Origin of the sequence: Limnohabitans simekii (SeqCode), assembly GCF_965234735.1 — a bacterium.
GTDB lineage: Bacteria > Pseudomonadota > Gammaproteobacteria > Burkholderiales > Burkholderiaceae_C > Limnohabitans > Limnohabitans simekii.
Genome location: NZ_OZ248540.1, coordinates 36,624 through 58,066 on the forward strand (window position 1 = coordinate 36,624; position 21,443 = coordinate 58,066).

Sequence of the window (21,443 nt, forward strand, 5' to 3'; positions counted from 1 at the left end):
CGCCAGCCATGACTCAACCCAAAATCGCCATCGTCACGGGTGCTGGCACCGGCATCGGCAAAGCTGCAGCCTTGGCCTTGTTGAATGATGGTTGGCATGTGGCCCTGGCCGGTCGCCGCGAACAACCACTGAAAGAACTGGCGCAAGAAAGTGGCCGAGCCAGCCAGTGTTTGGTTTTGCCCACCGATGTGGCCAATCCCGACGCTGTCAAAGCGTTGTTTGCTGAAACTGCCAAGGCATGGGGCAGGGTGGACTTGTTGTTCAACAACGCTGGCGTTGGTGCGCCGCCGGTGCCCTTGGATGAATTGACCATCGAGCAATGGCGCAATGTGGTCGACATCAATTTGAACGGCATGTTCTATTGCTTGCAGCAAGCCTTTGCCATCATGAAAAAACAGCAGCCCATGGGTGGTCGCATCATCAACAATGGGTCCATCTCTGCTTACGCGCCGCGCCCGAACTCGATTGCCTACACATCCACCAAACATGCGGTGACTGGATTGACCAAAACCGCAGCATTGGATGGCCGTGCTTTCTCGATTGCTGTGGGACAAATTGACATTGGCAATGCGGGCACCGAAATGGCTGCCCCCATGGCCCGTGGTGTCAAGCAAGCCAACGGCGACGTCAAGCCCGAACCTTTGATGGATGTCGCTCATGTGGGGGAGTCGATTTTGTACATGGCCAACCTCCCACTGTCGGCCAATGTGCTGTTCCACACGGTGATGGCCACCAACATGCCCTTTGTCGGTCGCGGCTGAGGCCTTCAACAGGGCATTCAGCCACTCTGGCTGTGTTAGAATCGTTTGGCTTTAGTGGAAAGAATTACTTTTTGTAAATCTCACCGAAGTAAATCCCAAACCAGTTCCAAAAGGTGTTGCTCTCACGGGCAATGATGAACTGGCTTTTAGAAACAACCTTCAGGAGTTATCCATGTCTACATCCATGCGCGAAATGCTGGAAGCCGGTGTGCATTTTGGCCACCAAACCCGTTTCTGGAACCCCAAGATGGCCCCGTTCATCTTCGGTCATCGCAACAAAATCCACATCATCAACCTGGAAAAAACATTGCCCATGTTCCAGGACGCGATGAAGTTCGCCAAGCAATTGGCGTCCAACCGCGGCAACATCCTGATGGTGGGCACCAAACGCCAAGCGCGTGAAATCATTGCCACCGAAGCCAAACGTGCAGGCGTTCCCTTCGTGGACCAACGTTGGTTGGGCGGCATGCTGACCAATTTCAAAACTGTCAAAACATCCATCAAGCGCTTGAAAGACATGAAAGCGCAACAAGAAATTGGCCTGGACGCCATGTCCAAAAAAGAACAACTCATGTTCATGCGCGAGTTGGAAAAATTGGAAAAAGACATTGGTGGCATCCAAGACATGGTCACTTTGCCCGATGCGATTTTCGTGATTGACGTGGGCTTCCACAAAATTGCCATCGCTGAAGCCAAAAAATTGGGAATCCCACTCATTGGCGTGGTGGACTCCAACCATTCCCCTGAAGGCATCGACTACATCATTCCTGGCAACGATGACTCATCTAAGGCGGTCACGCTGTATGCCCGTGGCATCGCTGACGCCATTCTGGAAGGCCGCGCCAACGCCGTGAACGACGTTGTCAAAGCTGTGGCTGAAGGCCAAGACGAATTCGTCGAGGTGGATGCACAAGCTTGATGGCCCCCGGGCTATCAGCACAAGGGGCTCGCGTGGCCCCTTTTTCGCACCCCCTCTTGAACAACACACATTGAACTGAAAACGAGGAGTATTTATGGCAGCTATCACTGCAAGCATGGTCGCCGAGTTGCGTGCCAAAACCGATGCCCCCATGATGGAATGCAAGAAAGCCTTGACCGAAGCCGAAGGCGATTTGGTCAAAGCCGAAGAGCTGTTGCGCGTCAAGTTGGGCAGCAAAGCCAGCAAAGCCGCTGCCCGTGTCACCGCTGAAGGCGTGGTGGCCACCGCCATGCACGGCAAAACCGGCGCCTTGTTGGAAGTCAACTGCGAAACCGACTTCGTCACCAAAAACGACAGCTTCTTGGCTTTGGCACAGGCCGCAGCCGAGCTGATTGCCAAACACCATCCTGCTGACATCGATGCCTTGGGCGCCTTGCCCCATGCCCAAGACGGCTTTGGCCCCACCTTGGAAGATGTGCGCAAAGGCTTGATTGGCAAGATTGGCGAGAACATGAGCTTTCGCCGCTTCCAATATTTCGGTGGCGACCAACAACTCGCTGCTTATTTGCACGGCACCCGCATTGGTGTGGTGGTCGAGTTCACCGGTGAAGAAACCGCTGCCCGCGATGTCGCCATGCACGTGGCCGCCATGAAGCCCGTGGCCCTGACCAGTGCCGATGTGCCTGCCCAACTGATTGACATGGAACGTTCAGTGGCCACAGCCAAAGCCGCCGAGTCTGGCAAGCCTGCTGACATCGCTGCCAAGATGATTGAAGGTGCTGTGCAAAAGTACCTGAAAGAAGTGTCTTTGTTCAACCAGCCTTTTGTGAAGAACGACAAGCAAACGGTTGAACAAATGTTGCAAGCCACCAAGACCACAGTGAAGTCTTTCACCATGTACGTGGTGGGTGAAGGCATCGAGCGCAAAGTCGATGATTTCGCGGCCGAGGTGGCCGCCCAAGTCGCCGCCGCCAAACAGTCAGCCTGACAGCATCAATCAAAGGGGACAACAGTCCCCTTTTTTATGTCTGCAACTCGTTAAACTCTGAATCAGATGGAGAAATCAATGGCCGCAATTCAACCAGCTTACAAACGAATTTTGCTCAAGTTGTCCGGTGAAGCTTTGATGGGCGATGACGCCTTCGGTATCAACCGCGCCACCATTGTTCGCATGGTTGAAGAGATTGCAGAAATCACCCACATGGGCGTCGAAGTCGCGGTGGTGATTGGCGGGGGCAACATCTTCCGTGGCGTGGCTGGCGGTTCTGTCGGCATGGACCGCGCCACCGCCGACTACATGGGCATGTTGGCCACTGTCATGAACGCACTGGCTTTGGCCGACACCATGAACAAAGCCGGTTTGGTGGCACGTGTCATGTCGGCGATTGGCATTGAGCAAGTGGTGGAGCCCTATGTGCGACCCAAGGCCTTGCAGTACTTGGAAGAAGGCAAAGTGGTGGTGTTTGCCGCCGGAACTGGCAACCCTTTCTTCACAACCGACACAGCTGCCGCTTTGCGGGGCGCGGAAATTGGCGCGGCCATGGTCTTGAAGGCCACCAAAGTGGATGGCGTCTACACCGCCGACCCTCACAAAGACCCCACAGCCACTCGCTACAGCCGCATCAGTTTTGACGATGCCATCAAAGGTAACTTGGGCATCATGGACGCCACCGCCTTTGCACTGTGCCGCGATCAAAAATTACCCATCACCGTTTTTTCCATCTTCAAGAACGGCGCGCTCAAGCGTGTCGTCATGGGCGAAGACGAAGGCACCTTGGTCTTTGCTTGAGCTTGAAGTGACACCGCAGGAGAATTGAATCATGGACATCAACCAGATCAAACAAAACAGCGCTACCAAAATGGACCAGTCCATTGCCGCCTTCACCAATGGCTTGTCGAAAATCCGCACCGGCCGCGCCAATCCCGGCATGCTTGACTCGGTGATGGTCGAGTACTACGGCAACCCCACACCCTTGTCACAGGTGGCCAATGTCACTTTGTTAGACGCTCGCACCATCAGCGTTCAGCCTTGGGAAAAGGGCCTTGGTCCCAAAATTGAAAAAGCCATTCGGGAAAGCGATCTGGGATTGAACCCAGCTTCCATGGGCGACCTGATCCGCGTCCCTATGCCGCCCATGACCGAAGAACGTCGCAAAGAAATGACCAAAATTGTGCGCAGCGAGGGTGAAAACGCCAAAGTGGCGGTTCGCAACTTGCGCCGCGATGCCAACGAAGCGGTGAAGAAACTCGTCAAAGAAAAACTCGCCTCCGAAGACGATCAAAAACGCGCTGAAACCGACATTCAAAAAGTCACCGATAAACACATTGCAGACATCGACAAACTCATTGCGTCGAAAGAGCAAGAAATCATGGCGGTCTGAGCACTTCATGCTGAAGCAGCGCATCATCACTGCCTTGCTGCTGTTGGCCATTGCGCTACCGGCCTTGTTCCATTCAAACCCACAGTGGCTGGGCGGTTTCGGTTTGGTGCTCATCTTGGCTGCTGCTTGGGAATGGGGGCGGCTCAATGGCGTGGGTGTGCGCTGGGCGTTGCTGATGAGTGCGGCTTGTGCCGTGCTGTGTGCATCGGCTTATGCCACCTTCTGGATGTCCACAGAACACGGCTTGTGGGACTGGCTTTTCGGTCGAAATACCTGGTTGTTGGTTGGCGCTTCTTGGGTCTTATTGGGAGCGCATTTGCTGCGCGGTGGTTTGTCCATGTGGCAAGCTTGGCCTCAATGGTTTCGCTTGTTGTTGGGCGTGCTGATATTGAGCACCACGTGGATGGCCTTGTTCCAAGCCAAGCTGATGGGCACGGCCTTTTTGCTGTCATGCCTGACCTTGGTGTGGATTGCCGACATCGCTGCCTACTTCGTGGGCCGCCGGTGGGGCCAGCGGAAGTTGGCCCCCCACATCAGCCCCGGTAAAACCTGGGAAGGTGTCTTTGGCGCCATGGTGGCAGTGCAAGTCTTGGCCTTTGCCTGGATTTCTTTGGAAGCATACTGGCCATGGTTGCAAGGGAGTGTGTTTGCTGCACTGCTTCAGCATGGCTTGCCCATGCTGGTGCTGGGCTTGATGTTCCTGACCGCCATGAGCGTGGTGGGCGACTTGATTGAATCATTGATCAAACGCAGTGCTGGGGCCAAAGACAGCAGCCAGTTGTTGCCCGGCCACGGCGGCGTCTTAGACCGCATGGACGCCTTGTTGCCCACATTGCCGCTGGCCCTGATGTTGGTGTTGTTTCAGCGTCCATGACTCAACAACTCACCATTCTCGGCTCCACCGGTTCCATTGGTGTCAACACCTTGGATGTGGTGGCCCGCCATCCTGAAAAATTCCAAATCTTCGCCCTCACGGGTGCACGGCAAGTGGAGTTGATGTTCTCTCAATGCTTGGCATTCAAGCCGCAATTTGCGGTGATGGTGGAGCGCGAAGCTGCTCAACAGCTCGCCGAGAAAATCAAGTCAGCAGGTTTATCCACGCAAGTGTTCAACACACCTCAAGCCTTGGTCGACGTGTCAAGCGATGAACGTGTTGATGTGGTGATGGCCGCCATTGTGGGTGCGGCAGGTTTGGCCCCGTGCTTGGCAGCAGCCAAAACGGGCAAACGTTTGTTGCTTGCCAACAAAGAGGCGTTGGTGGTTGGTGGGCAATTGTTTTTGGACACGGTTCTTGCTGGTGGGGCAAAACTGCTGCCCATTGACAGCGAGCATTCGGCTGTCTTCCAATCCTTGCCCGACAACCCTGAAGTTTGGCCTGCTGCGGTTGACAAAATCATTCTTACCGCTTCTGGCGGCCCATTCAGAACCCGAGATCCCAACAGTTTGCACACAGTCACCCCTGAAGAAGCCTGTGCTCATCCCAACTGGGTGATGGGGCGCAAAATCTCCGTGGACTCTGCCACCATGATGAACAAAGCGCTGGAAGTCATCGAGGCCAAATATTTGTTTGGTGTCACACCCCGACAAATCGAAGTTGTGATTCATCCGCAAAGCGTGATCCATTCCATGGTGCAGTTTGTGGATGGATCGGTGGTGGCTCAGCTGGGCACGCCCGATATGCGCATGCCTATTGCCTATGGCTTGTCGTGGCCAGACCGCATTACCTCAGGTTCTGATCCTTTGAATTTCAATCACATGCAAGCCATGACTTTTGAAGCCATGGACGAGCCTTCTCACATGCAACGATTTCCGGGCTTGAGATTGGCTTGGGAAGCTTTGGCGGCGCCCCAAGGTACCACTGCTGTTTTGAATGCGGCCAATGAAGTGGCCGTTGACTTGTTTTTGAAGAAGCAGATTCGATTCGACCATATTCATCAAGTGAACTTGGCCACCCTTGAAAGAATCCGTCCGATGCGGCCTCAGTGTTTGGAAGATCTTTTGGACATTGATGCGCAAGCGCGCGATGCCGCGCTTGCCATCGCCGCGAATCTTCAGGGGGGGGCATCTTGATGCAAACATTGGCCGCGTTTGTATTGGCATTGGTGCTGATCATTTTTATTCATGAATATGGGCATTACCGCATGGCCTTGTTTTGGAAGGTCCGGGTATTGCAGTTTTCGATTGGGTTTGGCCGTCCCTTGCTCAAATGGACCCGTCAGCAGCCAGGCATGTCGACCAGCACCGATTTCACAATTGGTGCCATTCCCCTGGGTGGCTTCGTCAAAATGCATGGACACCACGAAGAAACGGATGGCAGTTTGACGCCCGATGCCTTTGATGCCCAATCTTTGTGGGCCAGGGTCTGCATTGTTTCTGCAGGCCCTTTGGCTAATTTATTGCTTGCAGTCATGCTCTATGCTGGCTTGAATTGGGCTGGCAGTGAACAGCCTCGCCCCATTCTGTCCTCGCCACCGCCTTCCTCGCTGGCGTCTGTTGCCGGTTTGAAGGGTGGCGATGAGGTGCTGCGGCTGCGGCCACTGGGTGCGGACTGGCAAGAAGTCGCCTCAATGACCCAACTGCATTGGGCGTTGCTGGACGCGAAATCCGCGGATGTCATCGAACTTGAAATTCAATCAATAGACAAAGGAGTTGTCAGGACCCTTGAAATTCCACTTTTGGGATTGGATCAAAGCGATGAAGATGGCGGCTTGGAAAAGTTGGGTATAGCCGGTCCACAAATGAAAGCAGTGGTGCGAGCGGTCAACCCAGGCGGCCCTGCCGACATGGCAGGTCTGCGACCTGGTGACCAGGTGCTGCAGGTCAACAACCAGCGCGTCGAAGACGCGGCCCATTTGATTCGTTTGATCCGAGGCCTTCAAGGTGCTCAGCAATGGCAAGTACTTCGCTCAGATGGCCAGCAGAGCCTGTTGAGACTGACCCCTGTTGTGATGAATGTGAATGGACAGTCGGTACCTGCCATTGGTGCATCATTGGGTGCCACAGCTGAAAAAGTGTGGTTGCAAGACGGTCCGCTGGATGGGTTGAGTCATGCTTTGACGCAGACTTGGTTGCAGACCCGACTCACTGCAGATGCTTTTGTCAATATGTTGACCACTTCATCGGGGTGGAAGCAACTCAGCGGGCCGATCACCATCGCCAATGTGGCCGGTCAAACAGCGGATGCAGGTTGGCGCCCCTATATCGCTTTTTTGGCACTCGTCAGTCTCAGCATCGGCCTGATGAATTTGCTGCCCATCCCCTTATTGGATGGCGGACACCTGATGTATTATCTTTGGGAAGGTGTGACAGGCATCAAGCCCTCACCGCTGTGGCTGCAGCGCATGCAAGCCATTGGCTTAAGCTGTGTTTTGCTCTTGATGTTCTTCGCCTTTTTGAATGATTTTTTACGCTGGTTCATTTGATTTTTCTCGCTCATTCACTTCAATATTTATGATCACTTCATCACTTTCGGCGTTATTCAGGTTGATTCAAATTTGTATCTTGAGCCTGAGTTTCCTGGCGTCAAGTCAAGCGGTCGAAGCATTTCAAGTCGAAGATATTCGCATTGAAGGTTTGCAGCGAGCAGAACCTGGCAATGTTTTGGCCACGATGCCATTCCGTGTTGGCGATATATATTCCGACGAAAAAGGCACACTGGCCATTCGCAACTTGTTCGCTACCGGCTTGTTCAAAGATGTCCGAATTGAAGTCAATGGCAAAGTGGTGGTCGTGGTCGTGGAAGAGCGCCCCCTTATTTCAGCCGTCAATTTTGTGGGCATCAAGGAATTTGACAAGGAAACACTGAGAAAAGCGCTCAAAGATATTGGCTTGGCTGAAGGACGACCCTTTGACAAAGCACTGGCAGACCGTGCCGAGCAAGAACTCAAGCGACAGTACATCAACAAAAGCTTGTATGGGGCCGAAGTCGTCACCACAGTGGCTCCGGCCGAGCGCAATAAAGTGAATTTGAATTTCTCGGTGGTTGAGGGCGATGTTGCCAAGATCAAAGAGTTCAGAATTGTGGGCGCCAAGGCCTTTGACCAATCCACATTGAAAGACCAAATGGATTTGTCTGAACCCAATTACATGTCTTGGTACACCAAGTCAGATCGTTACTCACAAGCCAAATTGAATGCTGATTTGGAAAATTTGAAATCCTATTATTTGTCCAAAGGTTATTTGGAATTCCGAGTAGATTCCACCCAGGTAGCTATTTCGCCAAACAAGCAAGATATCAGTATCACCATCAACATCACCGAGGGGGCCCGCTTTGTGGTTTCAGAGGTTGCTTTGGAAGGCTACTACTTGGGCAGAGACAGTGAGTTCAAGTCGATGGTGACCATCAAGCCAGGGCAAGCCTACAACATCACTGATGTGGTTCAAACCACCAAGGCATTTTCAGAATACTTTGGCAATTTTGGATTTGCCTTTGCTCGGATTGAGCAACAGACCGACATCAATCGAGAAAAAAATCAAGTCAAAATCATTTTGCAAGCCGACCCGTCACGGCGTGCTTATGTGCGACGCATCAACATTGCCGGCAATGAAAGAACCAAAGATGAAATCATTCGCCGTGAATTCCGTCAAATGGAATCCTCTTGGTATGACGGCGACAAAATTCGGCTGTCGCGGGACCGGGTAGACCGCTTGGGTTATTTCACCGAGGTCTTGATTGATACCCAAGAAGTTGCGGGAACCACCGATCAAGTCGACATCAACTTGAAGGTCACTGAAAAGCCAACGGGTGCGCTCCAGTTGGGTGCGGGTTATTCCTCGGCAGAAAAATTGTTCTTCTCTTTTGGTATCAGCCAAGATAATTTTTTTGGCACTGGTAATTCTTTGGGCATCCAAGTTAATACCAGTTCTTACAACAAGATTTACCAAATCAACACCACAGACCCCTACTTCACGGAAGATGGGGTGTCCCGCACACTCAGCTTGTACCAGCGTGACAGTAAACCTTATTTGGCGGTCAGTGGTGATTACAACTTGGAAACCTCTGGTGCAGGCGTGAGTTTTGGCATTCCTTTTGCTGAAAAAGACACGGTGTTTGTTGGTTTGTCCTATGAGCAAAACAAAATCACGGTCGGCACCAGAATGCCAACTGCATACAGCGACGTGATCAACGAATACGGTAACACCATCACTTCTGTGCCGATCACCATTGGCTGGGCGCGCGACAGTCGTGACAGCATGTTGGCGCCCAACAAGGGTCGCTTGATACGCTTGAACTCCGAAATTGGCGCGGGTGGTGATATGCGGTTTTATAAAAACAGCGCACAACTTCAAGAATATTGGCCGCTCACGAAGAAATACACCTTGGCTGTGAATGCCGAATTTGGCTATGGATCTTCCTACAACAACAAAACCTATCCGGTGTTTAAGAACTTCTATTCAGGTGGCTTGGGCTCGGTTCGCGGTTACCAACAAGGTCGGTTGTCAACTGATAAGGCCTATTCAGACGATACTTTTGCCGTTGGCGGAGCCAAGAAAATATTACTAAACACCGAATTCTTGGTGCCTTTCCCAGGCGTGGGGACAGATAAAACCTTGCGACTGTTTACCTTTGTGGACGTTGGCAATGTCTTCTTGGACTCCGAGGATATTGATATTGCCCAACTGCGAAGCTCTGCTGGTGTGGGCTTGAGCTGGATTTCTCCAGTTGGTCCCTTGCGTTTTGCATGGGCTAAGCCGTTGAAGAAATTTGCAAATGATGCGGATAGAATGCAACCCTTCCAATTCCAAATCGGGACGGCCTTTTGATGAAATTCAATCCTACACGCCTGTTGTTGAGTTGCCTCTTGTGCATGGGCGCTGTAGCCTCTCATGCTGAAGAATTTCGCGTCGGCTTCATCAACACCGACCGCATCTTCCGTGAGGCCAACACCGCCAAGGTTGCTCAAACAAAATTGGAACAAGAGTTTTCCAAGCGCGAAAAAGAATTGGTTGAACTAGGCAACAGCCTCAAGTCCAATTCGGAAAAACTCGAACGCGATGCGCCCACCTTGTCTGAAACACAGCGCACCACGAGACAGCGTCAATTGTCCGATCAAGATCGCGAGTTCCAGCGCAAACGCCGCGAATTCCAAGAAGACCTGAACGCGCGGAAAAATGAAGAACTTCAGCAGGTGCTTGAAAAAGCCAACAAGGTCGTCAAACAAGTGGCTGAGGCTGAAAAATACGACTTGATCCTGCAAGAAGCGGTTTACATCAACCCCAAACACGACATCACCGAAAAAGTGATCAAAGTCATCAACAGCGGCAAGTGATGGCGTGGTTTCCATGCGCATAGGCTGGTTGGTTGACAAACTGGGGGGCAGCTTGCATGGGTCCCCCGACCTTGAAATCACAGGATTGTCCCCTTTGGCGTCAGCCGCCCAAGGGGATTTGTCTTTTCTAAGCCACCCTCAATACCTCAGCCAACTGGCCAGCAGCAAGGCATCGTGTGTGATTCTTGCGCCTGCCCAAGCGCATGAAGCAATGCAACGCGGCGCTTGCATTCTGACGCCCAATCCTTATGCCTATTGGGCGCGAACCACCCAACTGTGGAAAGCCCAAGAAATTGCAGCTCAACCCCAGACCGGTCCCTTGGTCCACCCCAGTGCCGTGGTCCACCCCAGCGCCCAAGTGCATGCCAGCGTTCAAATCGGGCCCTTGTGCGTGGTGGAAGAGGCTGCTGTGATTGGTGCGGGCACGAGCTTGAAATCGCGGGTTACCGTCTCGGCGCATTGCCATATTGGCCAAAACTGCATCCTGCATTCAGGGGTGGTGATTGGGGCTGATGGTTTTGGTTTTGCCCCTGAAGACCAACGCTGGATCAAGATCGAGCAGCTCGGCGCAGTGCGCATTGGCAATGATGTGGAGATCGGTGCCAACACCTGTATCGACCGAGGTGCGATTGCCGACACCGTTATTGAAGACGGTGTGAAGTTGGACAACCTGATTCAAATTGGTCACAACGTCCACGTGGGTGCACACACGGCCATGGCAGGCTGCGTGGGTGTGGCTGGCAGCACCCGCATTGGTGCGCATTGCACCATCGGTGGTGGTGCGGTGGTATTGGGCCACTTGACATTGGTGGATGGCGTGCATGTGTCAGCGGCCAGCGTCGTGACGCATTCACTGCTGAAATCTGGCCAATACACGGGCGTCTTTCCCATCGACGACAATAAATCTTGGCATAAAAATGCCGCCAGCTTGAAGCAACTCAATGCGTTGCGTGAACGTCTCAAAGCGTTAGAAGCAGTTCAATTTAAACAAAGGCCATGAGCATGGACATCCATCAAATTCTGAAACTGCTTCCCCACCGTTACCCTTTTCTGCTGGTTGACCGCGTGCTGGAGATCGACAAAGGCAAGTCGATCAAAGCCTTGAAAAACGTCACCATCAACGAACCTTTTTTCACGGGCCATTTTCCGCACCGCCCAGTGATGCCAGGCGTGCTGATGCTGGAAGCCTTGGCGCAAACAGCGGCCTTGTTGTCCTTTCACACCATGGACGTGGTGCCAGACGACAACACCGTGTATTACTTCGCGGGCATTGATGGCGCTCGTTTCAAGCGTCCCGTCGAGCCAGGGGATGCACTCACGCTGTGCGTGGAGCTCGATCGCATGAAGGCGGGTATTTTCAAATTCAAGGCCAAAGCCTGGGTTGGCGAAGAGCTGGCTGTAGAGGCTGAATTGATGTGCACAATGCGCACCATTGCCTGAGCCATCCAATGCCCTTGATTCACCCCTCAGCCTTGGTGGACCCTGCTGCGCAGTTGCATGACAGCGTGTCGGTGGGACCCTTCACCACCATCGGCCCGCATGTGCGCATCGGGGCAGGCACCACCGTGGCAGCCCATTGCGTGATTGAAGGTCACACCACCATTGGTGAGCACAACCAAATTTTCCAATTCAATTCGTTGGGTGCGGTACCGCAAGACAAAAAATACGCTGGCGAACCCTGCCAGTTGGTGATTGGCGACCGCAATGTGATTCGCGAGTTTTGTACCTTCAACATCGGTACCGTGGGTGATCAAGGCGTGACCCGCGTGGGCAACGACAACTGGATCATGGCCTATGTGCATCTGGCACATGACTGCCAGGTGGGCAACCACACTATCTTTGCCAACAGCACCCAACTGGCCGGTCATGTGCATGTGGGTGACTGGACCATCTTGGGTGGCTTCACCGTGGTGCATCAGTTTTGTCGACTGGGAGCCCACAGTTTCACGGCCATGAACTCTTTGTTGTTTGCCGACCTGCCACCGTTCGTGATGTGCCAAGGCCAACCAGCGCAAGCGCGTTCCATGAATTTTGAAGGTTTGAAACGCCGTGGCTTCACCCCCGTACAAATTCAATCGGTGAAAGCCATGCACAAACTGCTCTACCGCGATGGCCTGACCTTGGAGCAGGCCGCCCAGCAGATTCAAGGCTTGGGTGAGGGGCAGGATGACTTGCAACCCGTCGTGTCCTTGATGACTGCGTTCTTGCAAGACGTGTCGCCCCAACGCGGCATTGTTCGCTGAGTAACACCTCCGCAGGTGTTGATGTCCCAAACCCCACAAACCCAACAAATCGCCATGGTGGCCGGTGAAGCCTCAGGCGATTTGCTGGCGTCGTTGTTGATCCCCAGCTTGCAACAACAGTGGCCAGGTGTGCAACTGCATGGCATTGGTGGCCCCCGCATGAATGCATTGGGCTTTGAGTCTTGGTGGCCAGTCAGCAAATTGGCGGTGCGAGGCTATGTGGAGGTGCTAAAGCACTACCGCGAGATTGTTGGGATTCGCCGCCAACTCAAACAACGCTTGCTGAACAACCGACCCCACTTGTTCATTGGTGTGGATGCACCTGATTTCAACCTCGATTTGGCCAAAGACTTGCGGCAGCAGGGCATCCCAACAGTTCAATTTGTCTGTCCCTCAGTTTGGGCGTGGCGGGCCGAGCGTTTGCAGAAAATCCGAAACAGTGTCGATCATGTCTTGTGCTTGTTTCCCTTCGAACCAGCCCTGCTGGCACAGCACGGCATTGCCGCTACTTTTGTGGGGCATCCAATTGCCCACACCATCCCTGATCAAGTAGACAAAGGGCCTGTTCGTGCTGCGCTGGGTTTGGATGAAAACGACTTGGTCTTGACCCTGATGCCCGGCAGCAGGCAGTCTGAAATAGCCCAACTCGCGCCGGTGTTTTTGCAAGCTGCCAAATTACTGCAACAGCAACACCCCAAACTGCGCGTGCTCTTGCCCGTCGCCCCGGGCTTGATGGCCGCTGTGCAAGCGCATCTTCAGTACAGTGGATTGAAAAACATTCGCTTGTTGGACGGTCAAAGCCATGCCGCTTTGGGTGCCGCCGACTTGGTGTTGGTGGCCAGCGGAACAGCCACTTTAGAAGCAGCCTTGTTCAAACGCCCCATGGTCATCGCTTACAAAATGCCTTGGCTGAGTTGGCAAATCACCAACCGAAAACGATTGCAAGCCTGGGTGGGTTTGCCCAATATCTTGTGCCAAGATTTTGTGGTGCCCGAGCTGCTGCAAGACGCTGCCACACCGCAAGCCATGGCCAACGCACTGCAGCACTGGCTGGACCATCCTGAACAGGTCAACCACCTGCAGCAAGCTTTTCAAGACTTGCATCAAAGTTTGAAACAAGACATGTCCTCACTGGCCCGTCATGCGCTCCAAAAAATCATTGCCGCTTAAGCAAACTCCGCTGAATTGGGATGGCCCGGTGTTGCTGGCCGGTGTGGACGAGGCCGGGCGTGGCCCCTTGGCCGGACCGGTATTTGCCGCTGCGGTGATCTTGGATGACTTGACACCCATCAAAGGATTGGCAGACTCGAAAAAACTCAGCCCTTTGAAGCGCGACAAACTCTATGACGAAATTCGCGCTCGCGCCTTGTGTTGCTCCGTGGCGCAAGCCTCGGTGGAAGAAATAGACCGCTTGAATATTTTGCAAGCCACGATGTTGGCCATGCAACGTGCGGTGCAAGGCTTGCGGCTCAAACCCTGCAAGGTGTTGGTGGATGGCAATCGGCTTCCTGTGTTGGATATCTTGGCCGAGGCCATTGTCAAAGGCGACAGCAAAGTACCTTGCATTTCTGCTGCTTCTATCTTGGCCAAGGTCGAACGCGATCGCTGGTGTGAAAGCATCGACCAAGCCTTTCCCAACTACGGCTTTGCCCAGCACAAAGGCTATGGCACGGCCGCGCATTTGTCTGCCTTGCAAACCCACGGTCCGACCATTTGGCATCGACGCAGTTTTGCGCCGGTGACAGCATTGCTGCAGCAAACAGCAGGGAACACACCGTGATACCCAAGACCATCACCTCCAAAGACAACCCGTGGTTCAAGCAACTGCGCCAACTCGCCACCGACAACACGGCTTACCGGTTACAGCAACGCGTTTGGTTGGAAGGCGATCACTTGTGCCAAGCCGCGTTAGACCGTGGCCAACGACTGGCGGAAGTGGTGATGTCGGATTCGGCAGATGAACAAGTCATTGCCAAATGGTCTGCGCAGTGTGACGCGTTGACCTTGTTGCCGAACAAGCTGATGCATGCTCTGAGCAGCTTGCCCTCACCCTCTTGGATGGGTGCGGTGTTGGCCTTGCCGAGTTCGGTGGAGTTGCGAGCCGACCAAGCCAGCGTGGTCTTGGATCGCTTGCAAGATCCTGGCAATGCAGGTTCTATTTTGCGCAGTGCCGCTGCTTTTGGCTTCACACAAATCATCACCACGCCGGGCACGGTGGCCATGTGGTCCGCCAAAGTGGTGCGTGCAGCCATGGGGGCGCATTTCGGTGTGCGCTTGTTTGAATCGGTGTCAGTTGAGGAATTGGCCGCTTTGAATTTGCCAGTGCTGATCACCAGTTCGCACCAAGGTGACTTCTTGCACGACTTGGTGCAGCGCCAACAACTGCCCATGCCTTGCATGTGGGTCTTGGGTCATGAAGGGCAGGGCGTGGACCCGCGTTGGGCGGCGTTGGCGCGACAGCAGGTGCGCATCGCACAACCCGGTGGCGAAGAGTCTTTGAACGTGGCTGCAGCTGCGGCGATTTGCTTGCATGCAAGTGCCACACAAGCACATCACTGAGGAGATTTCGGGTTAACCCTGAGGGTTATAATGCCGGACTTCTTCATCAACCGCACGCCCTTCGCTCGATAAAAAGCCAATCCCCTTGTCAAGTCGTCAAAGAGAGGGCCTCTCTTGGTCGCGGGGCGTCACCGAATCTCGGAGATCTGAGTGCTTTTGTCTCTTCAGGGAAATTACCCTTTCGCTATCTTGGCGCTTGCAGACGGCACAGTCTTCACAGGGCAATCCATAGGTCATCAAGGCCAGTCAGTCGGAGAGGTTGTTTTCAACACCTCGATGACGGGTTATCAAGAAATTTTGACCGACCCCAGTTACAACCAACAGATGGTGACCCTCACTTATCCCCACATTGGCAATTACGGGGTGTGTGATGAAGACAGTGAATCCAGCCATGTGCATGCTGCCGGCTTGATCATCAAAAACCTGCCCCTGATGCATTCCAATTTTCGCGCGCAAAGTAATTTGTCGGATTACTTGAAAGCGCACAAAACAGTGGCCATTTCAAGCATCGACACCCGCAAACTCACCCGCCACTTGCGCGAACACGGTGCTCAAAATGGCGCCATTGTGGGGTTGTCAAAGGGCGAGGCACCCACGCCTGAAAAAATCAAAGCAGCCATCGCCTTGGCCCAAGCCGCACCAGCCATGACAGGCTTGGATTTGGCGAAAGTCGTGTCGGTGAAAGCAGCTTACGAATGGCTGGAAACCGAGTGGCAATTGGGCCGTGGCTATGGCCAACAAACCAACGCCAAGTTCCATGTGGTCGCGTTGGATTTCGGTGTCAAACGCAACATCTTGCGCATGCTGGCCGAGCGCGGTTGCAAAGTCACCGTGGTACCCGCTCAAACCTCGGCCGAAGACGTGATGAAGTTGAAGCCCGATGGTGTGTTTTTGTCCAATGGCCCGGGCGACCCTGGCCCTTGCACCTATGCGATTGAAGCCACCCAAGCCTTTTTGAACGAGGGTCTGCCCTTGTTTGGCATTTGTTTGGGCCATCAAATTTTGGCCTTGGCCTGCGGCGCACAAACCTACAAGATGAAATTTGGCCATCACGGTGCCAACCATCCGGTCAAAGACTTGACCACCGGACGTGTTTCCATCACCAGCCAAAACCACGGTTTCGCCGTGGATGAAAAAACACTCCCCGCCAACGTGCGGCCCACGCACGTCAGCTTGTTCGACGGCAGTTTGCAAGGTTTGGAACTCACCAACCAACCGGCCTTCAGTTTCCAAGGTCACCCCGAAGCTTCTCCTGGCCCCCACGATATCGGCTACTTGTTCGACCGTTTCATTCAATCCATGGCGGTAACTTCCCATGCCTAAGCGCACAGACATCAAAAGCATTCTCCTGATTGGCGCGGGCCCCATCGTCATTGGTCAAGCCTGTGAATTCGACTACTCTGGAGTGCAAGCCTGTAAAGCCTTGCGTGAAGAGGGCTTCAAAGTCATTTTGATCAACAGCAACCCGGCCACGATCATGACCGATCCGGCGACGGCCGATGTGACTTACATCGAACCGATCACCTGGAAAACGGTTGAAAAAATCATTGCCAAAGAACGCCCCGATGCCATTTTGCCCACCATGGGCGGTCAAACCGCCTTGAACTGTGCTCTCGATTTGTGGCACAACGGCGTGTTGGACAAGTACCGTGGTGAGAACACCGGTAAACCCATCGAGTTGATTGGTGCCACGCCAGAAGCCATTGACAAAGCCGAAGACCGCTTGAAGTTCAAAGACGCCATGACCAAGATTGGTTTGGGTTCAGCACGTTCGGGCATCGCGCACAGTTTGGACGATGCTTGGGCGGTTCAGAAAACAGTGGGTTTTCCTGTCGTTATTCGGCCCAGCTTCACCTTGGGCGGCACTGGTGGGGGCATCGCCTACAACTCTGAAGAGTTCGAAACCATTTGCAAGCGCGGTTTGGAAGCCTCGCCCACCAACGAATTGCTGATTGAAGAATCGTTGTTGGGTTGGAAAGAGTACGAGATGGAAGTGGTGCGCGACAAAGCGGACAACTGCATCATCGTGTGCTCGATTGAAAACCTCGACCCCATGGGCGTGCACACCGGCGACTCGATCACCGTGGCCCCGGCCCAAACCCTGACGGACAAGGAATACCAAATTTTGCGCGATGCAAGCCTGGCTGTGCTGCGTGAAATTGGCGTGGACACCGGCGGCTCGAACGTGCAGTTCTCCATCAACCCACAAGATGGTCGCATGGTGGTCATCGAGATGAACCCGCGTGTATCGCGTTCTTCGGCTTTGGCCTCCAAAGCCACCGGTTTTCCAATTGCCAAAGTGGCTGCCAAATTGGCGGTGGGTTTCACCTTGGATGAATTGCGCAACGACATCACCGGCGGCGCCACACCTGCGAGTTTCGAGCCCAGCATCGACTACGTGGTCACCAAAATTCCGCGCTTTGCATTCGAAAAATTCCCTACCGCTGACAGCCGCCTCACCACCCAAATGAAATCGGTGGGCGAGGTGATGGCGATTGGCCGCACCTTCCAAGAATCCTTTCAAAAAGCTTTGCGAGGCCTTGAAGTGGGCGTCGATGGCATGAATGAAAAAACGCAAGACCGCGAGGTCCTGGAAAAAGAACTGGGCGAACCTGGTCCAGAGCGCATTTGGTATGTGGGCGATGCATTCGCCCTTGGCATGAGTGTGGATGAAGTCTATGCATTGACCAGCATCGATCCCTGGTTCTTGGTGCAAATCGAAGAGATCGTGAAGATCGAACTGGAGCTTGAAAAGCACAGCTTGTCAGACCTGACTGCCACCGAGCTGCTCACCTTGAAGCAAAAAGGTTTTTCCGATAGACGTTTGGCCAAACAACTGAAAACCACCGAGCAAGCCGTTCGTGATGCTCGCCACGCCATGAATGTGCGCCCGGTTTTCAAGCGCGTAGACACCTGTGCTGCTGAATTCGCCACGCACACGGCCTACATGTACTCCACCTACGAAGAAGAGTGCGAAGCCGCGCCCACCAACAAGAAAAAAATCATGGTGCTTGGCGGCGGCCCCAATCGAATTGGCCAAGGCATCGAGTTTGATTACTGTTGTGTGCACGCCGCCTTGGCGATGCGCGAAGACGGTTATGAAACCATCATGGTCAATTGCAACCCTGAAACGGTGTCCACCGACTACGACACCAGTGATCGCTTGTATTTTGAACCCCTCACCTTGGAAGACGTGCTGGAAATCGTTGACAAAGAAAAACCCATGGGCGTCATTGTTCAATACGGCGGTCAAACGCCCTTGAAACTGGCGCTGGGCTTGGAAGCTGCTGGTGTGCCCATCATCGGCACCAGCCCCGACATGATCGATGCGGCTGAAGACCGCGAGCGCTTCCAACAATTGCTCCACCAATTGGGGCTGCGTCAACCGCCCAATGCCACGGCACGCACCGAAGCTGAAGCCCTGAGCAAGGCCGCTGAATTGGGCTATCCCTTGGTGGTGCGACCCAGTTACGTGCTGGGTGGACGCGCCATGGAAATCGTCCACGAGCAACGCGACTTGGAACGGTATATGCGTGAAGCCGTGAAGGTCAGCCACGATTCGCCGGTGCTGCTGGACCGTTTTTTGAATGACGCCATCGAGTGTGATGTGGACGCCATTTGCGACGGCCAAGAAGTTTTCATTGGCGGCGTCATGGAACACATTGAACAAGCGGGTGTGCACAGTGGCGACTCGGCTTGCTCTTTACCACCTTATTCCTTGTCCCCAGACACCGTGGCTGAACTCAAACGCCAAACCACGGCCATGGCGCAAGGTTTGAACGTCGTGGGCTTGATGAATGTTCAATTTGCCATTCAAAACCTGAATGGCCAAGACGTGATTTACGTGCTGGAGGTCAATCCGCGTGCCAGCCGCACGGTGCCATTTGTCAGCAAGGCCACGGGCATTCAATTGGCCAAGGTGGCCGCGCGTTGCATGGTCGGTCAAAGCCTGGCATCGCAAGGCATTGCCAAGGAAGTGTTGCCACCCTATTTCAGTGTCAAAGAAGCGGTGTTTCCCTTCGTCAAGTTTCCTGGCGTTGACACCATCTTGGGACCCGAGATGAAGTCCACCGGTGAAGTCATGGGTGTGGGCAAATCTTTCGGCGAAGCATTTGTCAAAAGTCAATTGGGAGCGGGCACCAAGTTGCCCCGCCCCACAGATGCAGTTCGCAAAGTCTTTTTGACCGTCAAAAACAATGACAAGCCACGGGCTATTGAAGTCGCACGTGGGTTGATTTCTTGCGGATTCGAATTGATTGCGACCAAAGGCACTGCGGCAGCCATCAAAGAGGCTGGCTTGCCCGTGACTGCAGTGAACAAAGTGACGGAAGGCCGCCCGCATGTGGTGGACATGATCAAGAACAATGAAATTGCCTTGGTCATCAACACGGTGGAAGAGCGTCGCAATGCGATTGCCGATTCACGCCAAATTCGCACCTCTTCACTCATGGCACGTGTCACCACATTCACCACCATCGCCGGTGCCGAAGCTGCCGTTGAAGGCATGAAATACCTCGACAACCTCGATGTTTACTCGGTTCAAGAGTTGCACCTGCAGCTGTTGGCTTGAGTTTTACAAGGATCAACACTCATGGCGACCATCCCCATCACCAAAAAAGGTGCAGAAAAATTAAAGCAAGAACTGCACACTTTGAAAACTGTGGATCGCCCTTGGGTGATCAACGCCATTGCAGAGGCCAGGGCACAAGGTGATTTGAGCGAAAACGCCGAATATGACGCGGCCAAAGACCGCCAAGGCTTCATTGAAGGACGCATTCAAGAAATCGAGAGCAAGTTGTCGATGTCCCAAATCATTGACCCTGCAAACTTGGATGCGGGTGGTCGCGTGGTGTTTGGCGCCACCGTCGAGCTTGAAGATGAAGCTTCAGGTGACGCCTTCAAATACCAAATTGTCGGGGAAGATGAGGCGGATTTGAAACTGGGACTGATCAACATCAGCAGTCCGATTGCCCGCGCTTTGATTGGCAAAGAAGAGGGGGATGTGGCCAGTGTGGAAGCACCCGGTGGCGTGAAAACCTACGAAATCCTGAAGGTTTCCTACCTCTGAATGCTCAACCCTGCGCCGATTTTTTGACAGATTTTTGTTTGGGTTTGGCGCGTTTGATTTGACCACCGGCCGCCAAGCGTTGGTTGCCCAAAACTTTCACACGCTTCATTTCGGGCCGCTGGCCACCGCGGCTGCTGTATTTCAAAACCTTGAATTCACGCGGACCTGGTTTGCGGTCCTCATCAATTTTTTTCTCTTTTTCAGGCTGTGGACGCCACAGCACGAGCAACTTGCCGATGTGTTGGATCGGTGCAGCTTTCAATTGATCAGCCAGAGCTTGGAAGATCACTTCGCGAGTTTGGCGGTCGTCCCCCAACACGCGAATTTTGATCAGGCCATGGGCGTTCAAAGCCAAGTCGGTTTCTTTGACCACCGCAGCGGTGAGGCCATCATTGCCAATCATCACGACGGGGTCTAAATGATGGGCCAGTGCGCGATGGGCTTTGCGTTCGGTGGGAGTGAGTTGGATAGCAGACATGTCGGTATTATCAGCCGAGACAGAGGGTCATGAATTGAAAGTCAAAACGCAAAGCAAAAAAGTCAACAAGTCATGGTTGAACGACCATGTCAATGATCCGTATGTCAAGTTGGCTCAGCGTGAGGGATACCGTGCCAGGGCGGCATACAAGTTGAAAGAGATTGACGAGAGTTTGGGGTTGTTCAAACCCGGTATGGTGGTCGTTGATTTGGGCAGTGCCCCAGGGGCTTGGAGTCAGTATTTGCGCCGCCGCATGGCACCTGCAGGAGCGGCTTCAGGCGCAGTAGATGCCACGCTGGTTGCATTGGACCTGTTGCCCATGGAGCCCGTTGATGGGGTCCACTTTGTGCAAGGCGACTTTCGAGATGAAGCCGTCTTGGCCCAGTTGGTTGCTCACTTGAATGGCAAAGCCGTCGATGTGGTGGTGTCTGACATGGCGCCCAATTTATCGGGGATTGCATCAGCCGATGCGGCACGTATCGCGCACCTGGTCGAGTTGGCAGTTGCTTTTTGCCAAGATCACTTGAATCAAGATGGCGCTTTGGTGGTCAAGGTGTTTCACGGCGGGGCTTACAACGACGTGGTGAAGTTGATGCTTGACACGTTCAAAGTGGTCAAGCCCTTTAAACCTAAAGCCAGCAGGGATAAATCAGCAGAAAATTTTTTGGTGGGCTTGGGCTTGAAGCCGAATTGAATTTAGTTTATTTGTATTCAAAAAACAGGAAATGCATGCATTATGGGTCTCTTGTTTGTCTTTCTTTTCAA

Annotated in this window: 21 protein-coding genes; 20 read left to right on the forward strand and 1 reads right to left on the reverse strand. The window is 53.5% G+C overall.

All coding sequences use genetic code 11. From position 1 onward, the window contains the following. Positions 1 to 8 precede the first annotated feature (8 nt). From AC8GFP_RS00190 to greA, 19 genes are all read left to right on the forward strand, one after another. The gene (locus tag AC8GFP_RS00190; RefSeq protein ID WP_506609102.1) at positions 9 to 761 is read left to right on the forward strand and encodes an SDR family oxidoreductase; all 753 of its coding nucleotides are present in this window, start codon (positions 9 to 11) and stop codon (positions 759 to 761) included. Between the two features lie 172 nt (positions 762 to 933). Further along, complete coding sequence (rpsB, locus tag AC8GFP_RS00195) at positions 934 to 1,680, forward strand: 30S ribosomal protein S2 (RefSeq protein ID WP_506609104.1); 747 nt, start codon at positions 934 to 936, stop codon at positions 1,678 to 1,680. Between the two features lie 94 nt (positions 1,681 to 1,774). Continuing rightward, on the forward strand, positions 1,775 to 2,668 hold the full coding sequence (gene tsf / locus AC8GFP_RS00200; RefSeq protein WP_506609106.1) for a translation elongation factor Ts: 894 nt from the start codon (positions 1,775 to 1,777) through the stop codon (positions 2,666 to 2,668). Between the two features lie 78 nt (positions 2,669 to 2,746). Continuing rightward, a complete protein-coding gene (gene pyrH / locus AC8GFP_RS00205; RefSeq protein WP_506609108.1) occupies positions 2,747 to 3,469 on the forward strand; it encodes a UMP kinase in 723 nt (240 codons plus the stop codon). Positions 3,470 to 3,500: 31 nt separating this feature from the next. Further along, positions 3,501 to 4,061, forward strand: a complete 561-nt coding sequence (frr, locus tag AC8GFP_RS00210; protein ID WP_506609111.1) for a ribosome recycling factor — start codon at positions 3,501 to 3,503, stop codon at positions 4,059 to 4,061. Positions 4,062 to 4,068: 7 nt separating this feature from the next. Continuing rightward, entirely contained in the window at positions 4,069 to 4,935 is an 867-nt protein-coding gene (locus tag AC8GFP_RS00215) for a phosphatidate cytidylyltransferase (RefSeq protein WP_506609112.1), read from the forward strand. Beyond that, complete coding sequence (gene ispC / locus AC8GFP_RS00220) at positions 4,932 to 6,131, forward strand: 1-deoxy-D-xylulose-5-phosphate reductoisomerase (RefSeq protein WP_506609114.1); 1,200 nt, start codon at positions 4,932 to 4,934, stop codon at positions 6,129 to 6,131. Before AC8GFP_RS00215 ends, ispC begins: the two co-directional genes overlap by 4 nt. Beyond that, positions 6,131 to 7,483, forward strand: a complete 1,353-nt coding sequence (rseP, locus tag AC8GFP_RS00225) for an RIP metalloprotease RseP (RefSeq protein WP_506609116.1) — start codon at positions 6,131 to 6,133, stop codon at positions 7,481 to 7,483. The genes ispC and rseP overlap by 1 nt, the downstream gene beginning before the upstream one ends. 28 nt (positions 7,484 to 7,511) lie before the next feature. After that, entirely contained in the window at positions 7,512 to 9,824 is a 2,313-nt protein-coding gene (gene bamA, locus AC8GFP_RS00230; RefSeq protein ID WP_506609117.1) for an outer membrane protein assembly factor BamA, read from the forward strand. Then, complete coding sequence (locus AC8GFP_RS00235; protein WP_506609118.1) at positions 9,824 to 10,330, forward strand: OmpH/Skp family outer membrane protein; 507 nt, start codon at positions 9,824 to 9,826, stop codon at positions 10,328 to 10,330. The genes bamA and AC8GFP_RS00235 overlap by 1 nt, the downstream gene beginning before the upstream one ends. A 13-nt stretch (positions 10,331 to 10,343) precedes the next feature. After that, complete coding sequence (gene lpxD / locus AC8GFP_RS00240) at positions 10,344 to 11,330, forward strand: UDP-3-O-(3-hydroxymyristoyl)glucosamine N-acyltransferase (protein WP_506609120.1); 987 nt, start codon at positions 10,344 to 10,346, stop codon at positions 11,328 to 11,330. A 2-nt stretch (positions 11,331 to 11,332) separates the two neighbouring features. Then, a complete protein-coding gene (gene fabZ / locus AC8GFP_RS00245) occupies positions 11,333 to 11,770 on the forward strand; it encodes a 3-hydroxyacyl-ACP dehydratase FabZ (protein WP_506609122.1) in 438 nt (145 codons plus the stop codon). A gap of 8 nt (positions 11,771 to 11,778) precedes the next feature. Continuing rightward, positions 11,779 to 12,573 carry an acyl-ACP--UDP-N-acetylglucosamine O-acyltransferase gene (gene lpxA / locus AC8GFP_RS00250; protein WP_506609124.1) on the forward strand — a complete coding sequence of 265 codons (795 nt, stop codon included), beginning with the start codon at positions 11,779 to 11,781 and terminating at the stop codon, positions 12,571 to 12,573. A 21-nt stretch (positions 12,574 to 12,594) separates the two neighbouring features. Next, the gene (gene lpxB, locus AC8GFP_RS00255) at positions 12,595 to 13,743 is read left to right on the forward strand and encodes a lipid-A-disaccharide synthase (RefSeq protein WP_506609126.1); all 1,149 of its coding nucleotides are present in this window, start codon (positions 12,595 to 12,597) and stop codon (positions 13,741 to 13,743) included. Next, complete coding sequence (gene rnhB / locus AC8GFP_RS00260; protein ID WP_506609128.1) at positions 13,715 to 14,353, forward strand: ribonuclease HII; 639 nt, start codon at positions 13,715 to 13,717, stop codon at positions 14,351 to 14,353. The genes lpxB and rnhB overlap by 29 nt, the downstream gene beginning before the upstream one ends. Further along, complete coding sequence (locus AC8GFP_RS00265) at positions 14,350 to 15,132, forward strand: TrmH family RNA methyltransferase (protein WP_506609130.1); 783 nt, start codon at positions 14,350 to 14,352, stop codon at positions 15,130 to 15,132. The genes rnhB and AC8GFP_RS00265 overlap by 4 nt, the downstream gene beginning before the upstream one ends. A 150-nt stretch (positions 15,133 to 15,282) precedes the next feature. Beyond that, positions 15,283 to 16,455: a glutamine-hydrolyzing carbamoyl-phosphate synthase small subunit gene (carA, locus tag AC8GFP_RS00270; protein WP_506609132.1), complete on the forward strand. Its 1,173-nt coding sequence runs from the start codon at positions 15,283 to 15,285 to the stop codon at positions 16,453 to 16,455. Then, the gene (carB, locus tag AC8GFP_RS00275; protein ID WP_506609134.1) at positions 16,448 to 19,702 is read left to right on the forward strand and encodes a carbamoyl-phosphate synthase large subunit; all 3,255 of its coding nucleotides are present in this window, start codon (positions 16,448 to 16,450) and stop codon (positions 19,700 to 19,702) included. Before carA ends, carB begins: the two co-directional genes overlap by 8 nt. Positions 19,703 to 19,723: 21 nt before the next feature. After that, the gene (greA, locus tag AC8GFP_RS00280; RefSeq protein WP_506609136.1) at positions 19,724 to 20,200 is read left to right on the forward strand and encodes a transcription elongation factor GreA; all 477 of its coding nucleotides are present in this window, start codon (positions 19,724 to 19,726) and stop codon (positions 20,198 to 20,200) included. A gap of 4 nt (positions 20,201 to 20,204) precedes the next feature. Here the strand turns inward: greA and AC8GFP_RS00285 are convergent, their stop codons facing one another. Next, entirely contained in the window at positions 20,205 to 20,678 is a 474-nt protein-coding gene (locus tag AC8GFP_RS00285; RefSeq protein ID WP_506609138.1) for a YhbY family RNA-binding protein, read from the reverse strand. Positions 20,679 to 20,712: 34 nt separating this feature from the next. On the opposite strand from AC8GFP_RS00285, the gene AC8GFP_RS00290 reads away from it, so the two are divergent. Beyond that, the gene (locus AC8GFP_RS00290) at positions 20,713 to 21,372 is read left to right on the forward strand and encodes an RlmE family RNA methyltransferase (RefSeq protein ID WP_506610504.1); all 660 of its coding nucleotides are present in this window, start codon (positions 20,713 to 20,715) and stop codon (positions 21,370 to 21,372) included. The last annotated feature ends 71 nt before the right edge of the window (positions 21,373 to 21,443 follow it).